Here is a 17,048-nt window from a genome sequence, read left to right as displayed (position 1 = left end):
CAAATTTGTTATAGTTTTAATAGAACAATCTTATTTGTTAAGATACTTCCTAAAAACAAAAAAGTCGACAACTCCTTTCCGAGTTTGTCGACAGTTTAAGGCATATAAAGATTAGTAAAAAACGTTATGCAATCATTATGATTCCATTTGGCGAGCTAAAAATCCTGCTGCAGTCTCTACAGCCTTTTTCTCTACATCACCAAGTGAGTCTTCTTTTGCGAAAATGACAACTGCTCCAATTGGATCACCATTTGCAATGATAGGACCAATTGTATAAGCTGAAATTGTTTCAGTATTACCATCTACTAATGCTACTTGGTCTTGTTGATTCATAAGAATTGAACTTCTATCTTCCATTGCCTTTTCCACTACACTACTAATATTTTTATTCAGATAATCTTTCTTCGATCCACCCGAAACCGCAATGTAAGAATCTCTGTCACAAATTAGCACCGCATTTCCTAAACTATCATAGAGAGCTTCGGCATACTCTTTTGCAAAATCACTTAATTCACTAATCGGTGAATATTTCTTTAAAATCACTTCTCCATCTCGATCAACAAAAATCTCTAATGGATCACCTTCACGAATTCGTAATGTTCTTCTGATTTCTTTTGGGATAACGACACGACCCAAATCATCGATTCGACGCACAATTCCAGTTGCTTTCATTCCGTGTTGCCTCACTTTCATCAGATGATTTTTTAAATTGGTGAATGCATTCTCACTATACATGAAATGTTCACCATATTTAAACATAGTATCTTTCATATGGTAAGTTCTATACATTAAACATGCAAAATTTTCTCTAGGTAGCTTTATTTTCCTTGGTGAATATTTCACTTACTGAAAAATATTTACCATATCATCCATCCACGGGAAGTTCACTTCCCAAATCGGGGATGAAACATTTATCTATTCAAGTACTGAACTTAGATGTCATCAATCAGAAAACTTTTTAACTTTTATTTATTTTGTTTATACCCTTGTCCCTCCATATTAAACATTCCTTTTACGTAATATTCTTTATAATTACGGGTATGAAAAAGAAGCTCTCCTAATGGAGAGCTTCTCAGACTGTAGACAAACTCCTTGAAATTTGAGGTTTTTACCTATGGTCTTTTTTGTTGATTTCCACTACAGGGGTTCGCTCCTGCAGGGTCTCGGTCTTTCTCGAATCTCCCTTAGGAGCCTTACCTATCCGCTCCAACCAACATGGTTGCATCAAGTTAGTCTAGAATTCTAATTCCGACAAACTTTCCTACTTAAAATTTTCTTTTCATCATTTTGTAATTTGCTCTGGTTCTTTTTTAAATGTATTTAACGCTTCTACCATTTCGTGACACGCTTTAAGCCATTTTTCTTTTTCGACACCTTTTACATGGAAAATCATTTTTAGTTTTCTTCCATCCATGCCAAGACCAATCATTCGACCATATTTAGAACTTTTCTCAAATATTTTTTGTCCATCCATACGATCACTACCTTGTTCTGATAACAGAATGAGAACTTCATCCTTTGTTTGTTTAATCAATTCTACTCCCGCTTGCTTTCCATAAATCTTCATTTCTGTGATTTTGAAAAGATAAGAAACTTCCTCTGGATAGTCTCCAAAACGGTCGATTAATTCTTCTCTTAGTTCTTCCATATCCTCTAAGGTTGTAACACCTCTAAACCTTTTATACATCTCAATCTTTTGCTGTCCATCACTAATATAAAAATCTGGAATATAAGCATCAATATCTAAATCAATTTCAATTGTCTGTTTTTGTTCTTCCGTTATCGTTCCTCTTCTCTCTTCTATTGCCTCTTTTAGCATTTGAGAGTATAAATCAAACCCGACCGAATCAATAAATCCATGCTGTTGAGCACCGAGAAGGTTTCCAGCCCCACGAATAGTTAAGTCACGCATAGCGATTTTAAAACCAGATCCTAATTCTGTAAACTCTTTAATTGCCTGCAGTCTCTTTTCTGCCACTTCTGTTAGGACTTTATCTTTCTTATACGTAAAATAGGCATAGGCTACTCGATTAGAACGCCCAACTCTTCCCCTCAATTGATATAACTGGGACAACCCCATACGATCTGCATCCTGAACAATTAATGTATTTACATTAGGAATATCTACTCCTGTTTCAATAATCGTTGTACTTACTAAAACATCGTATTCTCCCTCTAAAAACCCGATCATTACTGATTCTAATTCATTTTCCGTCATTTTCCCGTGAGCATAGGTAACCCTTGCATCAGGGACTAACATGGAAATTTCTTCGGCCTTTCTTTCAATGTCTTCCACACGATTATATAGAAAATAAATCTGCCCATTTCTCGCAAGTTCTCTTTCAATAGCTTCTCTTACAAGCCCACCATTGTATTCCATAACATAGGTTTGAATAGGGAATCTATTTTCAGGAGGTGTTTCGATAACAGATAAATCTCGTACACCTAACATAGACATATGGAGTGTTCTAGGAATTGGAGTTGCCGTTAGTGTCAACACATCAATATTAGTTTTTAATTGTTTAATCTTCTCCTTATGCGTTACCCCAAATCGTTGTTCCTCATCAATAATCAATAAGCCCAAATCTCGATATGATATATCTTTTGATAGAATCCGATGTGTACCTACAACAATATCAATCGTTCCCGCCTTCAACCCTTTGATTGTATCGTTTTGCTGCTTTCTTGTCCGGAATCTACTTAGCAAACCAATTTCTATCGGGTAGTCTTGAAAACGCTCTCTCAACGTTTCATAATGCTGTTGTGCCAAGATAGTCGTTGGAACTAAGAAGGCAACTTGTTTTCCGTCAGCTATCGCTTTAAAAGCTGCTCGGATAGCAACTTCTGTCTTTCCATAACCAACATCTCCACAAAGAAGGCGGTCCATCGGTCTTTCTCTTTCCATATCTATTTTTATCTCATGAATAGATCGTAATTGATCCTCCGTTTCCTGGTAAGCAAATGCCGCTTCAAATTCCCGCTGCATTTCTCCATCTGGAGAAAAGGCATAACCAACAGAAGCTTCACGTTCTGCATATAGCTTGATAAGATCATCAGCTATATCTTGAACAGAAGATTCTACCTTTTTCTTTACTTTCTTCCAGTCATTACCACCTAATTTGTATATTTTCGGTTCTTTACTCTCTGAACCTACATATTTTTGTACTAAATCGATTTGTTCAACCGGAACATAGAGCTTATCATTGCCTTGGTAGCGCAAATGTAAATAATCCTTATGAACTCCATTTATTTGAAGTGTTTCAATTCCAAGATATTTACCAATTCCATGGTTGACATGGACTACATAGTCACCAACATTTAACTCAGAATAACTCTTTATACGTTCTGCATTTGTTAGTTTCTGTCTTCTTTTCGATATTTTTTTAGTCTTCGTTTTAAATAATTCTTCTTCCGTTATTACCGCTAATTTTAAAATAGAAAGCTCAAATCCTGACTGGAGATGACCTTCTACCAGTTGAATTTTCCCTTCGGAAATTTTCTTAGCATTCTTTTGAACCATTACTTCCATATCGTAGTCTTGTAAAACTTGCTCTAATTTTTCTAGACGTTCCTCACTGTTACCAAGTAATACGACAGTATAATGGTTCTTCTTCCATCTTTCCATTTCTGCTTTTAGCACATTCATTTGTCCATGGAAATTTTGCATTTGTTTGCAAGAAACATTAATTATATTTTGCGGATTAGTATTTGGTACATGACGCAAAAATAAAGATAAATAAACAATCGGTTGTTTTGCTTGATGTAAAAGATGATTAGTACTTTGCGATAAGGTTAATCCATGAATGATTTCCCCCTCACCTAATAAGCTCGTATACCAATCAGCTTCTTCCTTCTCAAGCGTGTCATTCATTTCTTGCACTCTACTAATTTCATCGATAATTAAAAAGCCGTTATTTGGTAAATAATCTACTAAACTGACATGTTCTCCATAAAGGATGGATAGGTATTTATATATCTGTTCTGGCTTCTGTCCATTTCGTAGCTGTTCTATTTCGCTACCGATGTTTTGTGTTAGTAATGTTTTGGTTGCTTCATCTTTTATTTTTTTTAAACTTTCAGCTAAGCCCTTTTCAAGCTTTTCTATTAGGTTGCTAACCGCCTTTTCATCATAAAGAATCTCTGTAGCAGGACCAATGCTAACGGTTTCCTTCTTTTCCTTCGAGCGTTGATCTTCAAGTGAGAACGCTCTAATGGAATCAATCTCTGTATCAAATAATTCAATACGAAGTGGATCTTCTTCTGTTAATGGATAAATATCCAAAATTCCACCACGCACACTAAATTCTCCCGGTGATGCAACCATCTCCGAGCGAACATACCCCATATGAACGAGTTTCAATAAAAATGCTTCTAAATCTAAATCCTGCCCAATTTCAAGCTTTAACTGAGCTTCCTTCCATAACTTTTTAGGAGGAAGTAGCTTTCTCAAACCTGCTACTGGTACAATCATTATTCCCGATTTTTTCTTCGCCCAATAGTTCAATACTTCTATACGCTGAGCCTTAAGTTCAGGACTCGCAATGCTAATTTCCGCCGCAATTAATTCATTAGCCGGATAAAGAAAAACATCCTTTTCATCCACTATATTGGTAATATCGTCATAAAGCTTTTGTGCCTGCAATAAATTATGCGTTACGATTAATAACGGTTTCTTTGTTCTTTCATAAATAGAAGTCATATATAAAGTACGTGCTGAATTAGAAAGCCCTGAAACTAATTGCTCATGTAATCCAGCATCTAACCCAGAAATGACGTTTTGTATATCTTCTTGCTGTTTAAATAAATCTTTTAACCCTAACAAAAAATTTTCCCTCCCATTCGAAAGCAAAGGCACCATAAAAGTGGTGCAGAGCTAGTTTATTTCAAGTATTTAGTAAAATGGTTACCCCTAGCTACTAGCCCTTTTATCTTTAAGGTTTAAATCAATCCTAATAATTTGTTTCTCTTTTACATGAAGATTTATAATTGCAATCTATTTGTTTCCTCATAAAAGACCTTAGTATATAAGGTCTTTCAAAAATCTTAAAATTTGAAGTTCTCCATACATCATATAAGCAATTCCGCTAAAAGGAAGAAGAAATACTTCTTAATGTTGTTATATACGAGATATCTTGCCTATATTCCTGCAATACAAAAGAAAACATATATACAGACAACGGAAAAATGAGGCTGGGACATAAGTATTCCAGCCAAGGATAATTCCGAACAATTATACGAAGATGCTAATGAATGTTCCGTATAATTGTTCGGGCTTTTATTTGTTTTTCAAAGGATGTTTCCATGAAGTTTGGTGCGATTCCCCGCAGCCGGAATACACTTCGCTTTCCATGGGGCTCGCGCTGAGCCGCTTCGGCCTGTGGCCTGCAGGGTCTCAGACTGTCTCGCTAATCCCATAGGAGTCTTCGTGTATTCCGGCTGCTCTGTTTTTCCAACTAATTATATTTCCTCTTGTAAAAAGTATGCGAAAGCAGCCGCTATTTACTAGCTATATTAGAAATTGTTCGTCTTTACAGAGTATCTATTTAGTTATGTCCCATCCTCTTTTTCCCGAATTAAAAACTGCCATTTTATTTGAGCGCGCTTTTAATGAATCAAATAATCATTTTCATAATAACCAGGATTTTTCGATAATGATTCTTGACAATCTTCACAAATAGATTTTACCTCAACATCTCCTGTTTGATGGTACTGAATCATTTCGGAGCGGTCTTCTTCTGTTAAATGATCAAAACCTAATCGATTTGTTTCTACTGATTCCACATCAATTGACCCTATATGCACACCACAATGTCTGCAATGATAGTGTATAGCCATTCCAAGGCCTCCTTACTAGACATTAAATATAATGCTAGTATTAACCTATTCGAATGCAAATATAACCAAAACAACTGGAATGCACCTATATAGCTTACTGGATATTATATTTATTCATTACTTGCAAAAAAGGTTCCTCTGTCCAATGTGCACAAGCATCTGCACATTTCTGGATAGTCCCTTCTAATATATCCATCTCTTCCTTTGTAAATTTCCCAAGGACATAATCTACAACCTTCATTCCATTTTTCGGGCGATCAATCCCGACTCTTATACGATTAAATTTTTCAGTCCCCACATGAAGAATGGTTGACTTAATTCCATTATGTCCGCCAGAGCTTCCTTTTTGACGAAGTCTTATCTTTCCGACCGGCAAGTCTAAATCATCATAAATAACTACTAAATCTTCTGGCTGTAAATCGTAATAGTCCATAATAGGACGAATAGATTCTCCGGAAAGATTCATATATGTAAGCGGCTTTAATAAAATTATCTTTTCACCGCCAATATTTCCCATTCCAAAATTCCCTTTGAATTTTGCTTTATCTAATGGAATATTATAATGGCTTGATAAAAAATCAACTACTTCAAACCCGATATTATGTCTTGTTCTATCATATTGCTTACCTGGATTTCCAAGTCCTACGATTAATTTCATTTGAATCCCCCTGCTTTTAATTCTATACTTATAAACCATACAAGAAAAAGGTTTGGCCAATAGAAAGCTAATCGGTCAAACCTTTTCTTGCTTATGTTTTTTTAGAAACCTTCTTTCTAAAAAACGTACAGGGAGAATATATTTGAATGGATCGGATTACTCTTCTGCTGTATCTGGCTTTGTTTCTCTGCCTTCTACATTATCAGGCATTCCTTCTTCTTGTTGTTCTCCTGTACTAATTTCCTCTTCCTGTCTTGGTGCAAGAATGGATGCTATTACTTCTTCTTGTTCATGATTAATTTCTATTTTATCATAACCCTTAACATCTCCGACAGTAATCGTATCTCCTACTTGAAGATCTGTTACATCAATATCAATACTAGTCGGTATATCATTAGGTTTTGCTGTAACTGTTAATTCATGTAGAGCCTGTTGCATAACGCCTCCATCTTTTACTCCAGCTGCTTCGCCTACTAGAGATACCCTTACTGGTGCACTGATTGCTTTTGATAAATCTACTGCTAAAAAGTCCACATGTACGATGCCGCGTTTAATTGGATCAGAATCATATTCATTTAAAACAACATTATAGGTTTCTCCGTCAATATCTAACGAAATAACACCATTTCTTCCAACCTCTCGAATTGTTTTTAGGAAATTCGCTTCATTTAAAGAGATCGCTGTATTTTCTACTTTTGATCCATAAACGATACCTGGAATTTCTCCCTCATTTCTTAATTTCGTTAAGTTTGAATGCTTTTCCGTCGTACGTTTTTTTGCCTGTAAAGTTGCTGTCATGATTTCACCTTCCATTATTTATTCAAATGAACACTCTTATATAAAAAATGCCCTAAATGGAAGATATTTAAACATAAAGAATTTGCTTTCCTCTGTAAAAAGCAAACCATAATACTAATAGTCGCCTGCCTTAAGACAAGCGACTATCCGTAATCATATAGAGTACTATCAATCAAACAAGAAACTTACAGACTGATCTTGGTGAACGCGAAGAATAGCCTCACCTAATAAATCAGCTACTGATAATTGAATAACATTAGCAGAAAGTTTCTTATCTCCCAGTTCAATAGAGTTTGTTACAACTAGCTCTTTAATTTTAGAATTGTTGATTCTTTCCATGGCGGGTCCTGATAATACAGGATGTGTACAGCATGCATAAACCTCTTTCGCGCCATTTTCAGCAAGAGCATTGGCACCAAGTGTAATAGTTCCAGCTGTATCAATAATATCATCAATCAGAATAGCAATTTTCCCTTCGATATTACCAACAATATTCATTACTTCCGCCACATTTGGCTTTGGTCGTCTTTTATCAATAATAGCAATCGGTGCCTTTAATCGTTCTGCAAGCTTTCTTGCTCTTGTAACACCGCCATGATCTGGAGAAACAATAACAAGTTCTCCATCGAATTCACGTTGACTGAAATAGTTACCTAGAATTGGTACACCCATCAAGTGATCAATCGGAATATCAAAGAAACCTTGAATTTGTGGTGCATGCAAGTCTAATGTAATAACACGAGTTGCGCCAGCAGTTTCTAGTAAGTTAGCTACTAATTTTGCTGTAATTGGTTCACGAGCTCTTGCTTTTCTGTCTTGTCTAGCATACCCATAATAAGGAATTACTAGGTTAATCGTCTTAGCTGATGCACGTTTTAATGCATCAATCATGATTAATAATTCCATAATATGCTCGTTAACAGGTGCACTAGTTGACTGAATAACATATACGTCACAACCACGGATACTCTCTTCAATATTAATTTGAATTTCTCCATCGCTAAAACGTGTTACAGAACATTTCCCTAATTCTACTCCAATTGACTCGGCAATTTCCCCCGCTAATTCTGGATTAGAGTTTAAACTGAATACCTTCAAATTTGGATCTAAATTCTTAACTGGCATGCTGAACCTCCACTGGTCTTTTTCCACTAATAGTACGAAGAATGAAGTATAGCTATTATTACAAATTATTCTTCTTTGTTTAACCTTTTTATTTACGTTTATAATTCTCTTTATTAACTTGGCGGGCACGTGCAATAGAAAGTGCCTCAGACGGAACGTCATCTGTAATGGTGGAGCCTGCTGCAACATAAGCTCCTTTACCAATTGTGACAGGTGCAATTAAATTGGAATTACAGCCAATAAATGCGCCATCTTCTATCGTAGTCAAAAACTTATTTTTCCCATCATAATTAACCGTGATTGTACCACAACCTATATTCACATCACTGCCGACGCTCGCATCTCCAATATAACTTAAGTGAGATGCTTTACTTCCTTTTCCGAATGTTGCTTTTTTAATTTCAACAAAGTTTCCGATTTTCACTTCATCATCAATGATAGATGCTGGACGAATATGTGCAAATGGTCCAATATTTACGTCAGAACCAATGCTGCTATCATGGGCAACAGACTGTTTGATAGCCGTATTATTTCCTACAACACAATTTTTTATTTCTGTATTTGGCCCAATCGTGCAATCTGAACCAATTACAGCATTTCCTGAAATCGTACTTCCTGGGTATATTACGGTATCTTCTTTAATTGTTACGCCTGCTTCAATATAAGTATTTAACGGATCAATAATCGTTACGCCGTTACGCATATGCTGTTCATTGATTCGCTTTCTCATAATTGATTCTGCTTCTGATAAAGCAATCCGATCATTCACACCAATTGTTTCATTGAAATCAATTGTTTGGAACGCACTAACTGTTTCTCCCTGTTGTTTCAAAATCTCAATAACATCTGGCAAATAATATTCACCTTGCACATTTTCATTTGAAACATTATTTAAAGCCTGAAATAACAAAGCATTATCAAATACATAGGTACCTGTATTAATTTCTGTTATTTTTCTTTCTGCTTCCGTTGCATCCTTATGCTCAACAATTTTTTCTACTACCCCCATTTGATTACGAATAATTCTGCCATAACCATCTGGATTACTTGCCTTTGCCGTTAAAATGGTTGCCTTCGCTCCCACTTTCTCATGGTGTAAAAAGAGTGCCTCTATCGTCTCACTTGTCATAAGTGGGGTATCTCCACAAACGACAAGTGTCACTCCTTCTTTGTCTCCAAGAAGATCTTTTGCTTGTATTACTGCATGTGCCGTTCCAAGCTGCTCTTGTTGGTATACGTAATTCACACTATTACCAAGCTGCGCTTTTACTTTTTCTGAACCGTGGCCAATTACTGTTACGATTGAATCCACTTGTAGCTTTTCTACTTGATCTACAACGTGCTGTACCATCGGCTTTCCACAAACAGGATGAAGTACTTTATAAAGTTTTGACTTCATTCTAGTTCCCTGTCCTGCGGCTAAAATCACTGCGTAACGAGTTGTCATTCACAGGCCTCCAATAACCTTTTTATCCACTAAAAAATATATCTTAAATAACTCTTGATTTCAAGGAAGGATTCACAATTTATGTACGCTTCTTTCTAAAAGGTGTTTTTAGATTGTAACATTTTCCTTTTTTCACATAAGCAAATCTTCTAAAAACAAGGATACTGTAGAAAAAATTTCTGTCTCTCTTATGATACTAAAAGTATTGATTGTTTTCATTGGAAAATCAAGGGGTATATAGGAAAGAAATAGGTGGCAAAAAAAAGAGCCTTACTCTTAAGAAGTAGGCTCTAGCTGTAGATTATTTTAGGAAGCTCCAGCTTCTTCAAATTCAATTTCTAATTCACCCAGGCGGTGGTATTCTGCCAAAACTGCTTCCTGGATTTTTCCTCTTGTACCAGAGTTAATTGGATGCGCGATATCCCTAAATTCACCATCCGGTGTTCGTTTACTTGGCATCGCTACAAATAATCCATTATTTCCGTCAATTACCCTAATATCGTGAACAACAAATTCATTATCTAGTGTAATAGAGGCAATAGCTCTCATTCGTCCATCCGTATTAACTCGGCGTAGCCTTACATCAGTTACTTCCATCCTGTTCACCACCTTTACTAGAAGATAAAATCTAGTTATTAAATTCAACAGAATTTTCATAACTCCTTCTTAAAAGGTGAAATTTTTTAGAATATTTAGGATAAAATAAAGAAAATATGCCGAAAAGTGATAAATTCCTCTATTTTTCCACTTTACCTTCGACTATCTTCCTTTTTCTGTAAGTAACTTATTTACAAAGAGCAATTACTTCGATTTCTACTAATACATCTTTAGGAAGTCTAGCTACTTCCACACAAGAACGAGCAGGTTTATGAGTAGAGAAATACTCCCCATATACTTCATTGATCGCTTGGAAGTCTTCCATATTTTTAATAAATACAGTTGCTTTCACCACTGTTTCAAAGGATGCACCAGCCTCTTCTAAAACTGCTGCTAAATTCTTAAACACTTGGTGTGTCTGTGTTTGAACGTCCCCTTCTACTAAGGTACCTTCTGCAGTTAAAGGAATTTGTCCAGAACTGAAAAATAGATTATTTACAATAATTCCTTGAGAATACGGTCCGATAGCTGCTGGTGCATTGCTTGTTTGAACAACTTTCATTTATCATTTCCCCCTAAGGTCTACTTTTTGTCAAAATAATTACCATTTTCCACAGAAATTTTCTTTTCTTTTACATCAACACCTGATAATTTGACTAGTGATAAATAATCATCTACTAATCTTTCCTCAGCCTCTTCAGCTTCCACTAATACTGCTATTCCCGCAACACTTGCATTGAATTCCTCTAATAGACTAATCATGCCATTGATCGTACCGCCAGCCTTCATAAAGTCATCCACAATTAAAACTTTGGAACCATCTTCTAAACTTCTTTTAGACAGTAGCATCGTTTGGATTCTTTTAGTTGAACCAGAAACATAATTGATACTCACAGTAGAACCTTCTGTTACTTTGCTATCTCTTCTAACCATAACCACAGGAACATTTAAATAAGTTCCTACTGCATATGCTAAAGGAATTCCCTTTGTAGCAACTGTCATCACTACATCTATGTCAGTATCAGCAAAAGCTGATGCAAAAAGTTTTCCAACTTTTTGAACGATAGCCGTATTTCCCAGTATATCATTCATATAGAGGTATCCACCTGGTAAAAGCCTTTCTGGACTTTTAATCAAATCACAAAGCTCTTCTACAAATGGTTTAGCTTCCTCTTCACTGACTCTTACTTGATATTTTACTCCACCGGCTGCTCCTGGCAATGTATGCAAGGTACCAATTCCTCTTTGCTCAAATGTTTCTTTAATAATAGCCAAATCCTCACTTATGGAAGACTTGGCTGAGCCGTACTTTTCTGCAAAATAAGAAAGAGATACTAACTGCCTAGGATGCTCCAGCAAGTAATTCGTCATGTCTATTAAACGCTCACTACGACGAAACTTCATAACCGAACCCCCAAAACCCGAATATTTAAGGACAATTTTACATTATTATACGGATTTAATCAAGAGTATGTCGATGTCCAATCATTCGGACAGCAAACACTTGATCACAAAACCCTCTTAATCCATTGTAAACGCGGTTCATTCTTGAATCATGTTGAATTAATCCAAAAACAGTGGGACCACTCCCGCTCATAAGAACGGCATCTGCCCCAAACTTACATATTTGTTCTTTAATTTGAGCGACCTCGGGATATAAGGATAAAGTGACATTTTCTAGTACATTCCCGACGTTTTCACACATCAAATCATAATCCTTTGATGAAATGGACTCAATCATTTTCTCCGTATTGGGATGCTCAATTGTCTCTACATCTAGTCTTTTATAAATATCTGCTGTTGATACACCGATAAATGGTTTCGCCAATATCACCCAACAAACTGGCGGCGCAGGCAATTCTTTAATGATTTCCCCTCTTCCAGTTGCTAGTGCCGTCCCTCCGTATACGCAAAAAGACACATCAGACCCTATTTCAGCTCCAATGACGGCCAATTCATCCAATGTTAACCCTAAATCCCATAACTTATTTAGACCGCGTAATACGGCCGCTGCATCACTGCTGCCTCCAGCAAGACCTGCTGCAACAGGAATGTTTTTCTCTATTTTTATTTCTACACCTTTTTTTACATTAAACTTTTCTTTTAATATAATTGCCGCCTGATAAGCAAGATTTCTTTGGTCATCAGGAACAAATCTATTAAGAGAAATTATTTTTATTACATCGCTGTCTAGCAGTGCTAGTTCAATTCTATCTGCTAAATCAATTGTTGTCATAATCATTTCTACTTCATGATACCCATCTGGTCTCTTATGAAGCACATCTAATGACAGATTGATTTTAGCTGGCGCTTTAACCAAAAGCTTCAATATTTCCACCCACTTAACAAATTTCATCATTTACTTTTTTCCCCCACCTAACGAAGGAGGCCTTTCCAAGGAGGTAATAATAGTAGGCTAGACGAACTTTATCTTTTACCTTATTCCGTACCTAACAAGCATTATGCTCATCTAATCTTCTATATGGATATAGTGATTTTACCACAAATCATTCTCTTACATACAATAGAGATTACGTTTTCCCGATAATTTATCATTCATTTTATGATGGATTCTAACTCCCCATTACTTTGGAACAAAAAAGAACCTATCATTAACCCTAATATCTATACCATTTGTCGATAATATAGATATAAGCTAATGATAGATTCTATTGTACCGTGGGTAACTCCATTATGATTATAATACAAAAAAGATGGACGTAAAGTGACTTTTGAAGTTACTCTTTATTTTGAGTAAGAAGACTTTGCTCTGCTATTTCTATTGCTCTTTTGACCATATCCCCTGCATCTCTTGCGCGAATACCGCCCCAGCCCTCTTTCTGAACTACATCATAGAAACCAAGTTCTTTTGCTAATTCTTCCTTTAGCCCTTCAGACATAATCCCTTTTCGTCTACCCAAAGTGAATCTCTCCTTTCATCACCCACGGTATGTTTAGTATGTAACCATCACTAGTTTTTCATGTTATCTATTTGTTGCCAAAACTTATGCTTATTTATACATTTACAATCGACTTTATTTAAATATCATTATTATTATTTGTATTTTTCCCATGAAAAAAGCAGCAAACAAATTGTTCACTGCCGCTTAATGCTTTCAAGCAATAATAGTTAGCTTAAAGCAATTTGTCCTGATGTATCCTCAAAGAAGGTAATTTGAACCGTTTCTGTTAAAACATCTGCATAGCTGTATGATACACGTTCAAATGCATTTTCATCCTGATCTAACTCCACTACAAATACAGATGGATAAGTCTCTGCTAATACTCCTGAACGTTCTATTGTCTTGCGACGACCGCCATTTGCCTTCAGCATAAGCCTTTTTCCTAAATTTGAATCAAGAGCTTTTTTTATATCTGATAATGTTTTTGCCATTCGGTCCACCTCACTGTGTAAAGTATATCACACTGACATAACAGAGTCAAATAAAAACATAAATTATAACAGTCTTTTTCAGAAGTTGTCAATATTTTTTATTCTTATTTTTCTCCAATTTTTAAACAAAGATAGTTTGCACAATGTGAGGATAAATATGTAGAAAAATTCAATATTTTTCTACTATCTATTAATTACCATTAATATGAAGTGGCTAAACAAAAAAGTAGTCTTCCTGTTACTACCATAAATGAAGCACATAGATTATTGTAATAGTCCATAACCAGGACACCTGTATACAATGATATTCAGCTGTCTAAGGCTTACTTGCTATCTGCATCATACCTCTTCTGATTGATTTGTATGATATGGCATACCTGCTCGAAGGACTCCTTTCGTTTCAATTCCCCCTAACCCTTTTTCGCCAGTTAGTGTATTCCTTAAAACATCCCAAACGTTTACTCTTTCCATAAATGGCGTAAAGCTAATTTTTGCAACAATATAAACCGGATCAAGCGCATGAATATTTACTCTTGAAGGGGAACTAGCAAAATTGGCTCCTGCATAAATCAGAGATTCAAAGTGAGATTGACAAGCTCCAGCAAAGATGACTAACTGATCCAAATTAGGAAGCTTCTTTCTCGCCTCTCTGACGGTCTGTACAAAATATTTTGAATGGCGGTATGCATTGATATCATTCTTTTCTCCTAACGCCTTAGAATAAGCGTCATGACCTGTTATAACTAGTATATCTGGGCGATAGTAATCCAGCAAACTCCCTATCTTACCAGGCATCTCTTTTTCATTACAATGCACTCCATTTACAGGTATCCCGATTTTTTCATATAAGGTGAGACATTTTTTTAAATAGTTGGGATCTCCATCAATATGAAGCACTTTTCCTGGTAATTGAAAATAGTTAGAAGGTTTGCTATAAGCTTCAGTTACTTGATACTCCTGCTTTCTTCTTAAGAGATTCACATCTTGTCGAAATAACTGGAGAGATTGTTCCTCCATCAACTGCACTTTTTGTGAAATCTTCCGTTGCATTGGCTGATTAACTAACACTAAATCTTCGTATGGAGCATCAGCAATTAGTCGAAAATCCTCTCCATAAAGAATGGCTATTTTTTTGCCATTCACTTCTTTTGTATCGATGATTCGAAATAATAGATCACAATTATAAGACTCTCTACCGACGATATCCATGATATTTATAGTCACTGTCGTCACTCCAATTAACCCAAACACACTTCTGAGTGTTTATTAGTATTCAATATCTATCTCTGATAAATTATGCATATGTCTATAAAGTTGTGAGCAATTCGAAAGAGAAGAATCGAAACATAAAGAAAACTAACCATCAGTGGGGACTTTTCCTCATCCCCCACTGATGGTTAGTTGCACTTATTGGACCTTTACGGACAGTTTATCCCCCACCTGACTTCCTCGATTTTCCGCAGCTTAGTTAGAGATTTTACCGTCCGTTAAGAGTGGGATAAAAAAAGTGCACGAAAGTTTTTTCTCCCCTTATATTTTTGGGGGAAGAGAAAACTAACCTGTGCACCTTTTTGTATCATCAATTAGCTAAACTTTTCATACAGCGCATCGCTTAACTTCGCAAACTCTTCGATAGACAATGATTCTCCGCGCCTAGAAGGTTCGATATTCGCTTGGTTAAGCGCCTCTATAATGTCTGCCTTCTTTTCTTTTCCTCTCTCTAATTGGCTCGATAGATTATTGAGGATGGTTTTTCTTCTTTGTGCAAAACTTGCTCTTGTTACTTGAAAGAAAAAGTCTTCATTTATTACTACAACAGACGGTGTTTCCCTGATAGTAAGACGAATAACAGCTGAATCTACATTTGGTTGTGGAACAAAAACAGTTTTTGGAACAATCATGACTACTTCTGGTTTCGTATAATACTGAATAGCAATGGACAGAGAACCATATTCCTTCGTTCCTGGTTTAGCAGAAATTCGTTCCGCCACCTCTTTTTGAAGCATAACGACAATTCCTCTCAAAGGAAGCTTTTCTTCTAAAATCTTCATAATAATCGGTGTGGTAACATAATAAGGCAAATTAGCAACGAGCATAACATCACGAATATCACTAAACTCTGTGTCTAACATTTCTTTTACGTTAGCTTTTAAAATATCCTGATGAATAATTTTTGCATGTGGATATGGCTCGAGTGTTTCCTTTAAAATAGGCAATAGACGTTGGTCGATTTCATAGGCAACAACCTTTTTGCTGCGCTTTGCTAATTGTTCTGTTAATGCACCAATTCCAGGACCAACTTCAATTGCACCAGATTCTTCTGTTAGCTGTGCATGATCCACAATATTTCGTAAAATGTTTGTATCAATCAAAAAATTCTGTCCTAAGCTTTTCTTAAAAGAAAAACCATACTTATCTAGAATTGCTCTTGTTCGTGCAGGTGTTGCTATATCTTTATACATTCTTATCCTCCTGGCGTATTTCCTTAATGGCTTGTGCAAATTCTTCCTTTGTAATATGAAACATCAATAGTCTTTTATAAAGTTGTTTCCCATTTGTATACCCGATTTTAAGAAACTTACCTAACTGTTCTCTACGTTCCTTAGAATCAGCACCGCCAATTAATCCCGCATCAATTAAATCTTCTTTTGAAATTTCTTCTATTATTGCTTCCTGCATAGGATGAGCATCTTTTAATGCCTCTCGAATTGCCTCTACTGAAGCGTGTTCCACCCCAACCCCTTTTCCATGCTTATGAATAGCAAGTTCTTTTGGAATAAAGGCATGTTTACAATCTGGAATATGCTTTTCAATTGTATGACGAATTTTTTGACCAGGATAGTCTGGGTCAGTCAATACAATAACTCCTCTTGTTTTTTGCGCTAGCTTTATTTTATCCAATGTTTCCTGATTAATTGCTGATCCATTTGTTTCGATTGTATCTGCATCAACCGCTCGCTTAATAGCGGTAGTATCATCTCGTCCTTCCACTACTATTATTTCTTTAATCTTCATGGAACCTCCAAAAAAAATAATTATAAATTTGAAAAAAAAATGAAACATAATTGTAACATGAATCGTCTATATATACAGAGAGAGAGAAAAATTATAATCATTATCATTATAGCTAATATTTTTGTTTTAACAAATGGCTGTTTTCTGCAGTCAATTACAAGTAAGAACATGTTAAAAGA

16 protein-coding genes are annotated in these 17,048 nt (G+C 35.8%); all 16 read right to left on the bottom strand.

The features are described from left to right. Positions 1-135: 135 nt before the first annotated feature. Entirely contained in the window at positions 136-672 is a 537-nt protein-coding gene (gene spoVT, locus HHU08_RS00365; protein WP_016204741.1) for a stage V sporulation protein T, read from the bottom strand. A gap of 610 nt (positions 673-1,282) precedes the next feature. Continuing rightward, positions 1,283-4,822 (bottom strand): transcription-repair coupling factor, encoded by a 3,540-nt coding sequence (mfd, locus tag HHU08_RS00360; RefSeq protein ID WP_169187581.1) that lies wholly within the window; start codon positions 4,820-4,822, stop codon positions 1,283-1,285. Positions 4,823-5,604: 782 nt separating this feature from the next. Next, entirely contained in the window at positions 5,605-5,835 is a 231-nt protein-coding gene (locus HHU08_RS00355) for an anti-sigma-F factor Fin family protein (RefSeq protein ID WP_016204739.1), read from the bottom strand. Positions 5,836-5,929: 94 nt separating this feature from the next. After that, the gene (pth, locus tag HHU08_RS00350; protein WP_016204738.1) at positions 5,930-6,493 is read right to left on the bottom strand and encodes an aminoacyl-tRNA hydrolase; all 564 of its coding nucleotides are present in this window, start codon (positions 6,491-6,493) and stop codon (positions 5,930-5,932) included. A 156-nt stretch (positions 6,494-6,649) separates the two neighbouring features. Then, positions 6,650-7,291, bottom strand: a complete 642-nt coding sequence (locus HHU08_RS00345; protein WP_169187580.1) for a 50S ribosomal protein L25/general stress protein Ctc — start codon at positions 7,289-7,291, stop codon at positions 6,650-6,652. A gap of 168 nt (positions 7,292-7,459) precedes the next feature. After that, entirely contained in the window at positions 7,460-8,416 is a 957-nt protein-coding gene (locus HHU08_RS00340) for a ribose-phosphate diphosphokinase (protein ID WP_016204736.1), read from the bottom strand. An 88-nt stretch (positions 8,417-8,504) separates the two neighbouring features. Further along, on the bottom strand, positions 8,505-9,863 hold the full coding sequence (glmU, locus tag HHU08_RS00335) for a bifunctional UDP-N-acetylglucosamine diphosphorylase/glucosamine-1-phosphate N-acetyltransferase GlmU (protein WP_016204735.1): 1,359 nt from the start codon (positions 9,861-9,863) through the stop codon (positions 8,505-8,507). A 306-nt stretch (positions 9,864-10,169) separates the two neighbouring features. Beyond that, positions 10,170-10,460, bottom strand: a complete 291-nt coding sequence (gene spoVG / locus HHU08_RS00330) for a septation regulator SpoVG (protein WP_026574035.1) — start codon at positions 10,458-10,460, stop codon at positions 10,170-10,172. 187 nt (positions 10,461-10,647) lie between these two features. Then, on the bottom strand, positions 10,648-11,022 hold the full coding sequence (locus HHU08_RS00325; protein ID WP_016204733.1) for a RidA family protein: 375 nt from the start codon (positions 11,020-11,022) through the stop codon (positions 10,648-10,650). Between the two features lie 20 nt (positions 11,023-11,042). Continuing rightward, positions 11,043-11,864: a pur operon repressor gene (gene purR / locus HHU08_RS00320; RefSeq protein WP_016204732.1), complete on the bottom strand. Its 822-nt coding sequence runs from the start codon at positions 11,862-11,864 to the stop codon at positions 11,043-11,045. Between the two features lie 55 nt (positions 11,865-11,919). Beyond that, positions 11,920-12,789, bottom strand: a complete 870-nt coding sequence (gene ispE / locus HHU08_RS00315) for a 4-(cytidine 5'-diphospho)-2-C-methyl-D-erythritol kinase (RefSeq protein ID WP_016204731.1) — start codon at positions 12,787-12,789, stop codon at positions 11,920-11,922. Between the two features lie 409 nt (positions 12,790-13,198). Beyond that, positions 13,199-13,381, bottom strand: coding sequence for a small, acid-soluble spore protein, alpha/beta type (locus HHU08_RS00310; RefSeq protein ID WP_169187579.1), 183 nt, complete (start codon positions 13,379-13,381; stop codon positions 13,199-13,201). Positions 13,382-13,590: 209 nt separating this feature from the next. Beyond that, positions 13,591-13,854: a biofilm formation stimulator Veg gene (veg, locus tag HHU08_RS00305; protein WP_016204729.1), complete on the bottom strand. Its 264-nt coding sequence runs from the start codon at positions 13,852-13,854 to the stop codon at positions 13,591-13,593. Between the two features lie 339 nt (positions 13,855-14,193). After that, positions 14,194-15,078, bottom strand: coding sequence for a sporulation peptidase YabG (yabG, locus tag HHU08_RS00300; RefSeq protein ID WP_169187578.1), 885 nt, complete (start codon positions 15,076-15,078; stop codon positions 14,194-14,196). A 359-nt stretch (positions 15,079-15,437) separates the two neighbouring features. Beyond that, complete coding sequence (rsmA, locus tag HHU08_RS00295) at positions 15,438-16,316, bottom strand: 16S rRNA (adenine(1518)-N(6)/adenine(1519)-N(6))-dimethyltransferase RsmA (RefSeq protein ID WP_016204727.1); 879 nt, start codon at positions 16,314-16,316, stop codon at positions 15,438-15,440. Next, positions 16,309-16,869, bottom strand: a complete 561-nt coding sequence (gene rnmV, locus HHU08_RS00290) for a ribonuclease M5 (protein ID WP_101728753.1) — start codon at positions 16,867-16,869, stop codon at positions 16,309-16,311. Before rnmV ends, rsmA begins: the two co-directional genes overlap by 8 nt. Between the last annotated feature and the right edge of the window lie 179 nt (positions 16,870-17,048).

This window comes from Niallia alba (assembly GCF_012933555.1).
GTDB lineage: Bacteria > Bacillota > Bacilli > Bacillales > Cytobacillaceae > Niallia > Niallia alba.
Note: the sequence above shows the minus strand (reverse complement) of the source record. Positions and strands in the feature narration are given on the sequence as shown.

What these genes read in the sequence shown, in the direction of transcription:
- rsmA (WP_016204727.1), bottom strand. Translation starts at nt 16,316, where the DNA reads ATGTATAAAGATATAGCAACACCTGCACGAACAAGAGCAATTCTAGAT.
- HHU08_RS00340 (WP_016204736.1), bottom strand. Translation starts at nt 8,416, where the DNA reads ATGCCAGTTAAGAATTTAGATCCAAATTTGAAGGTATTCAGTTTAAAC.
- spoVT (WP_016204741.1), bottom strand. Translation starts at nt 672, where the DNA reads ATGAAAGCAACTGGAATTGTGCGTCGAATCGATGATTTGGGTCGTGTC.
- veg (WP_016204729.1), bottom strand. Translation starts at nt 13,854, where the DNA reads ATGGCAAAAACATTATCAGATATAAAAAAAGCTCTTGATTCAAATTTA.
- HHU08_RS00345 (WP_169187580.1), bottom strand. Translation starts at nt 7,291, where the DNA reads ATGACAGCAACTTTACAGGCAAAAAAACGTACGACGGAAAAGCATTCA.
- spoVG (WP_026574035.1), bottom strand. Translation starts at nt 10,460, where the DNA reads ATGGAAGTAACTGATGTAAGGCTACGCCGAGTTAATACGGATGGACGA.
- HHU08_RS00325 (WP_016204733.1), bottom strand. Translation starts at nt 11,022, where the DNA reads ATGAAAGTTGTTCAAACAAGCAATGCACCAGCAGCTATCGGACCGTAT.
- glmU (WP_016204735.1), bottom strand. Translation starts at nt 9,863, where the DNA reads ATGACAACTCGTTACGCAGTGATTTTAGCCGCAGGACAGGGAACTAGA.
- HHU08_RS00355 (WP_016204739.1), bottom strand. Translation starts at nt 5,835, where the DNA reads ATGGCTATACACTATCATTGCAGACATTGTGGTGTGCATATAGGGTCA.
- rnmV (WP_101728753.1), bottom strand. Translation starts at nt 16,869, where the DNA reads ATGAAGATTAAAGAAATAATAGTAGTGGAAGGACGAGATGATACTACC.
- pth (WP_016204738.1), bottom strand. Translation starts at nt 6,493, where the DNA reads ATGAAATTAATCGTAGGACTTGGAAATCCAGGTAAGCAATATGATAGA.
- purR (WP_016204732.1), bottom strand. Translation starts at nt 11,864, where the DNA reads ATGAAGTTTCGTCGTAGTGAGCGTTTAATAGACATGACGAATTACTTG.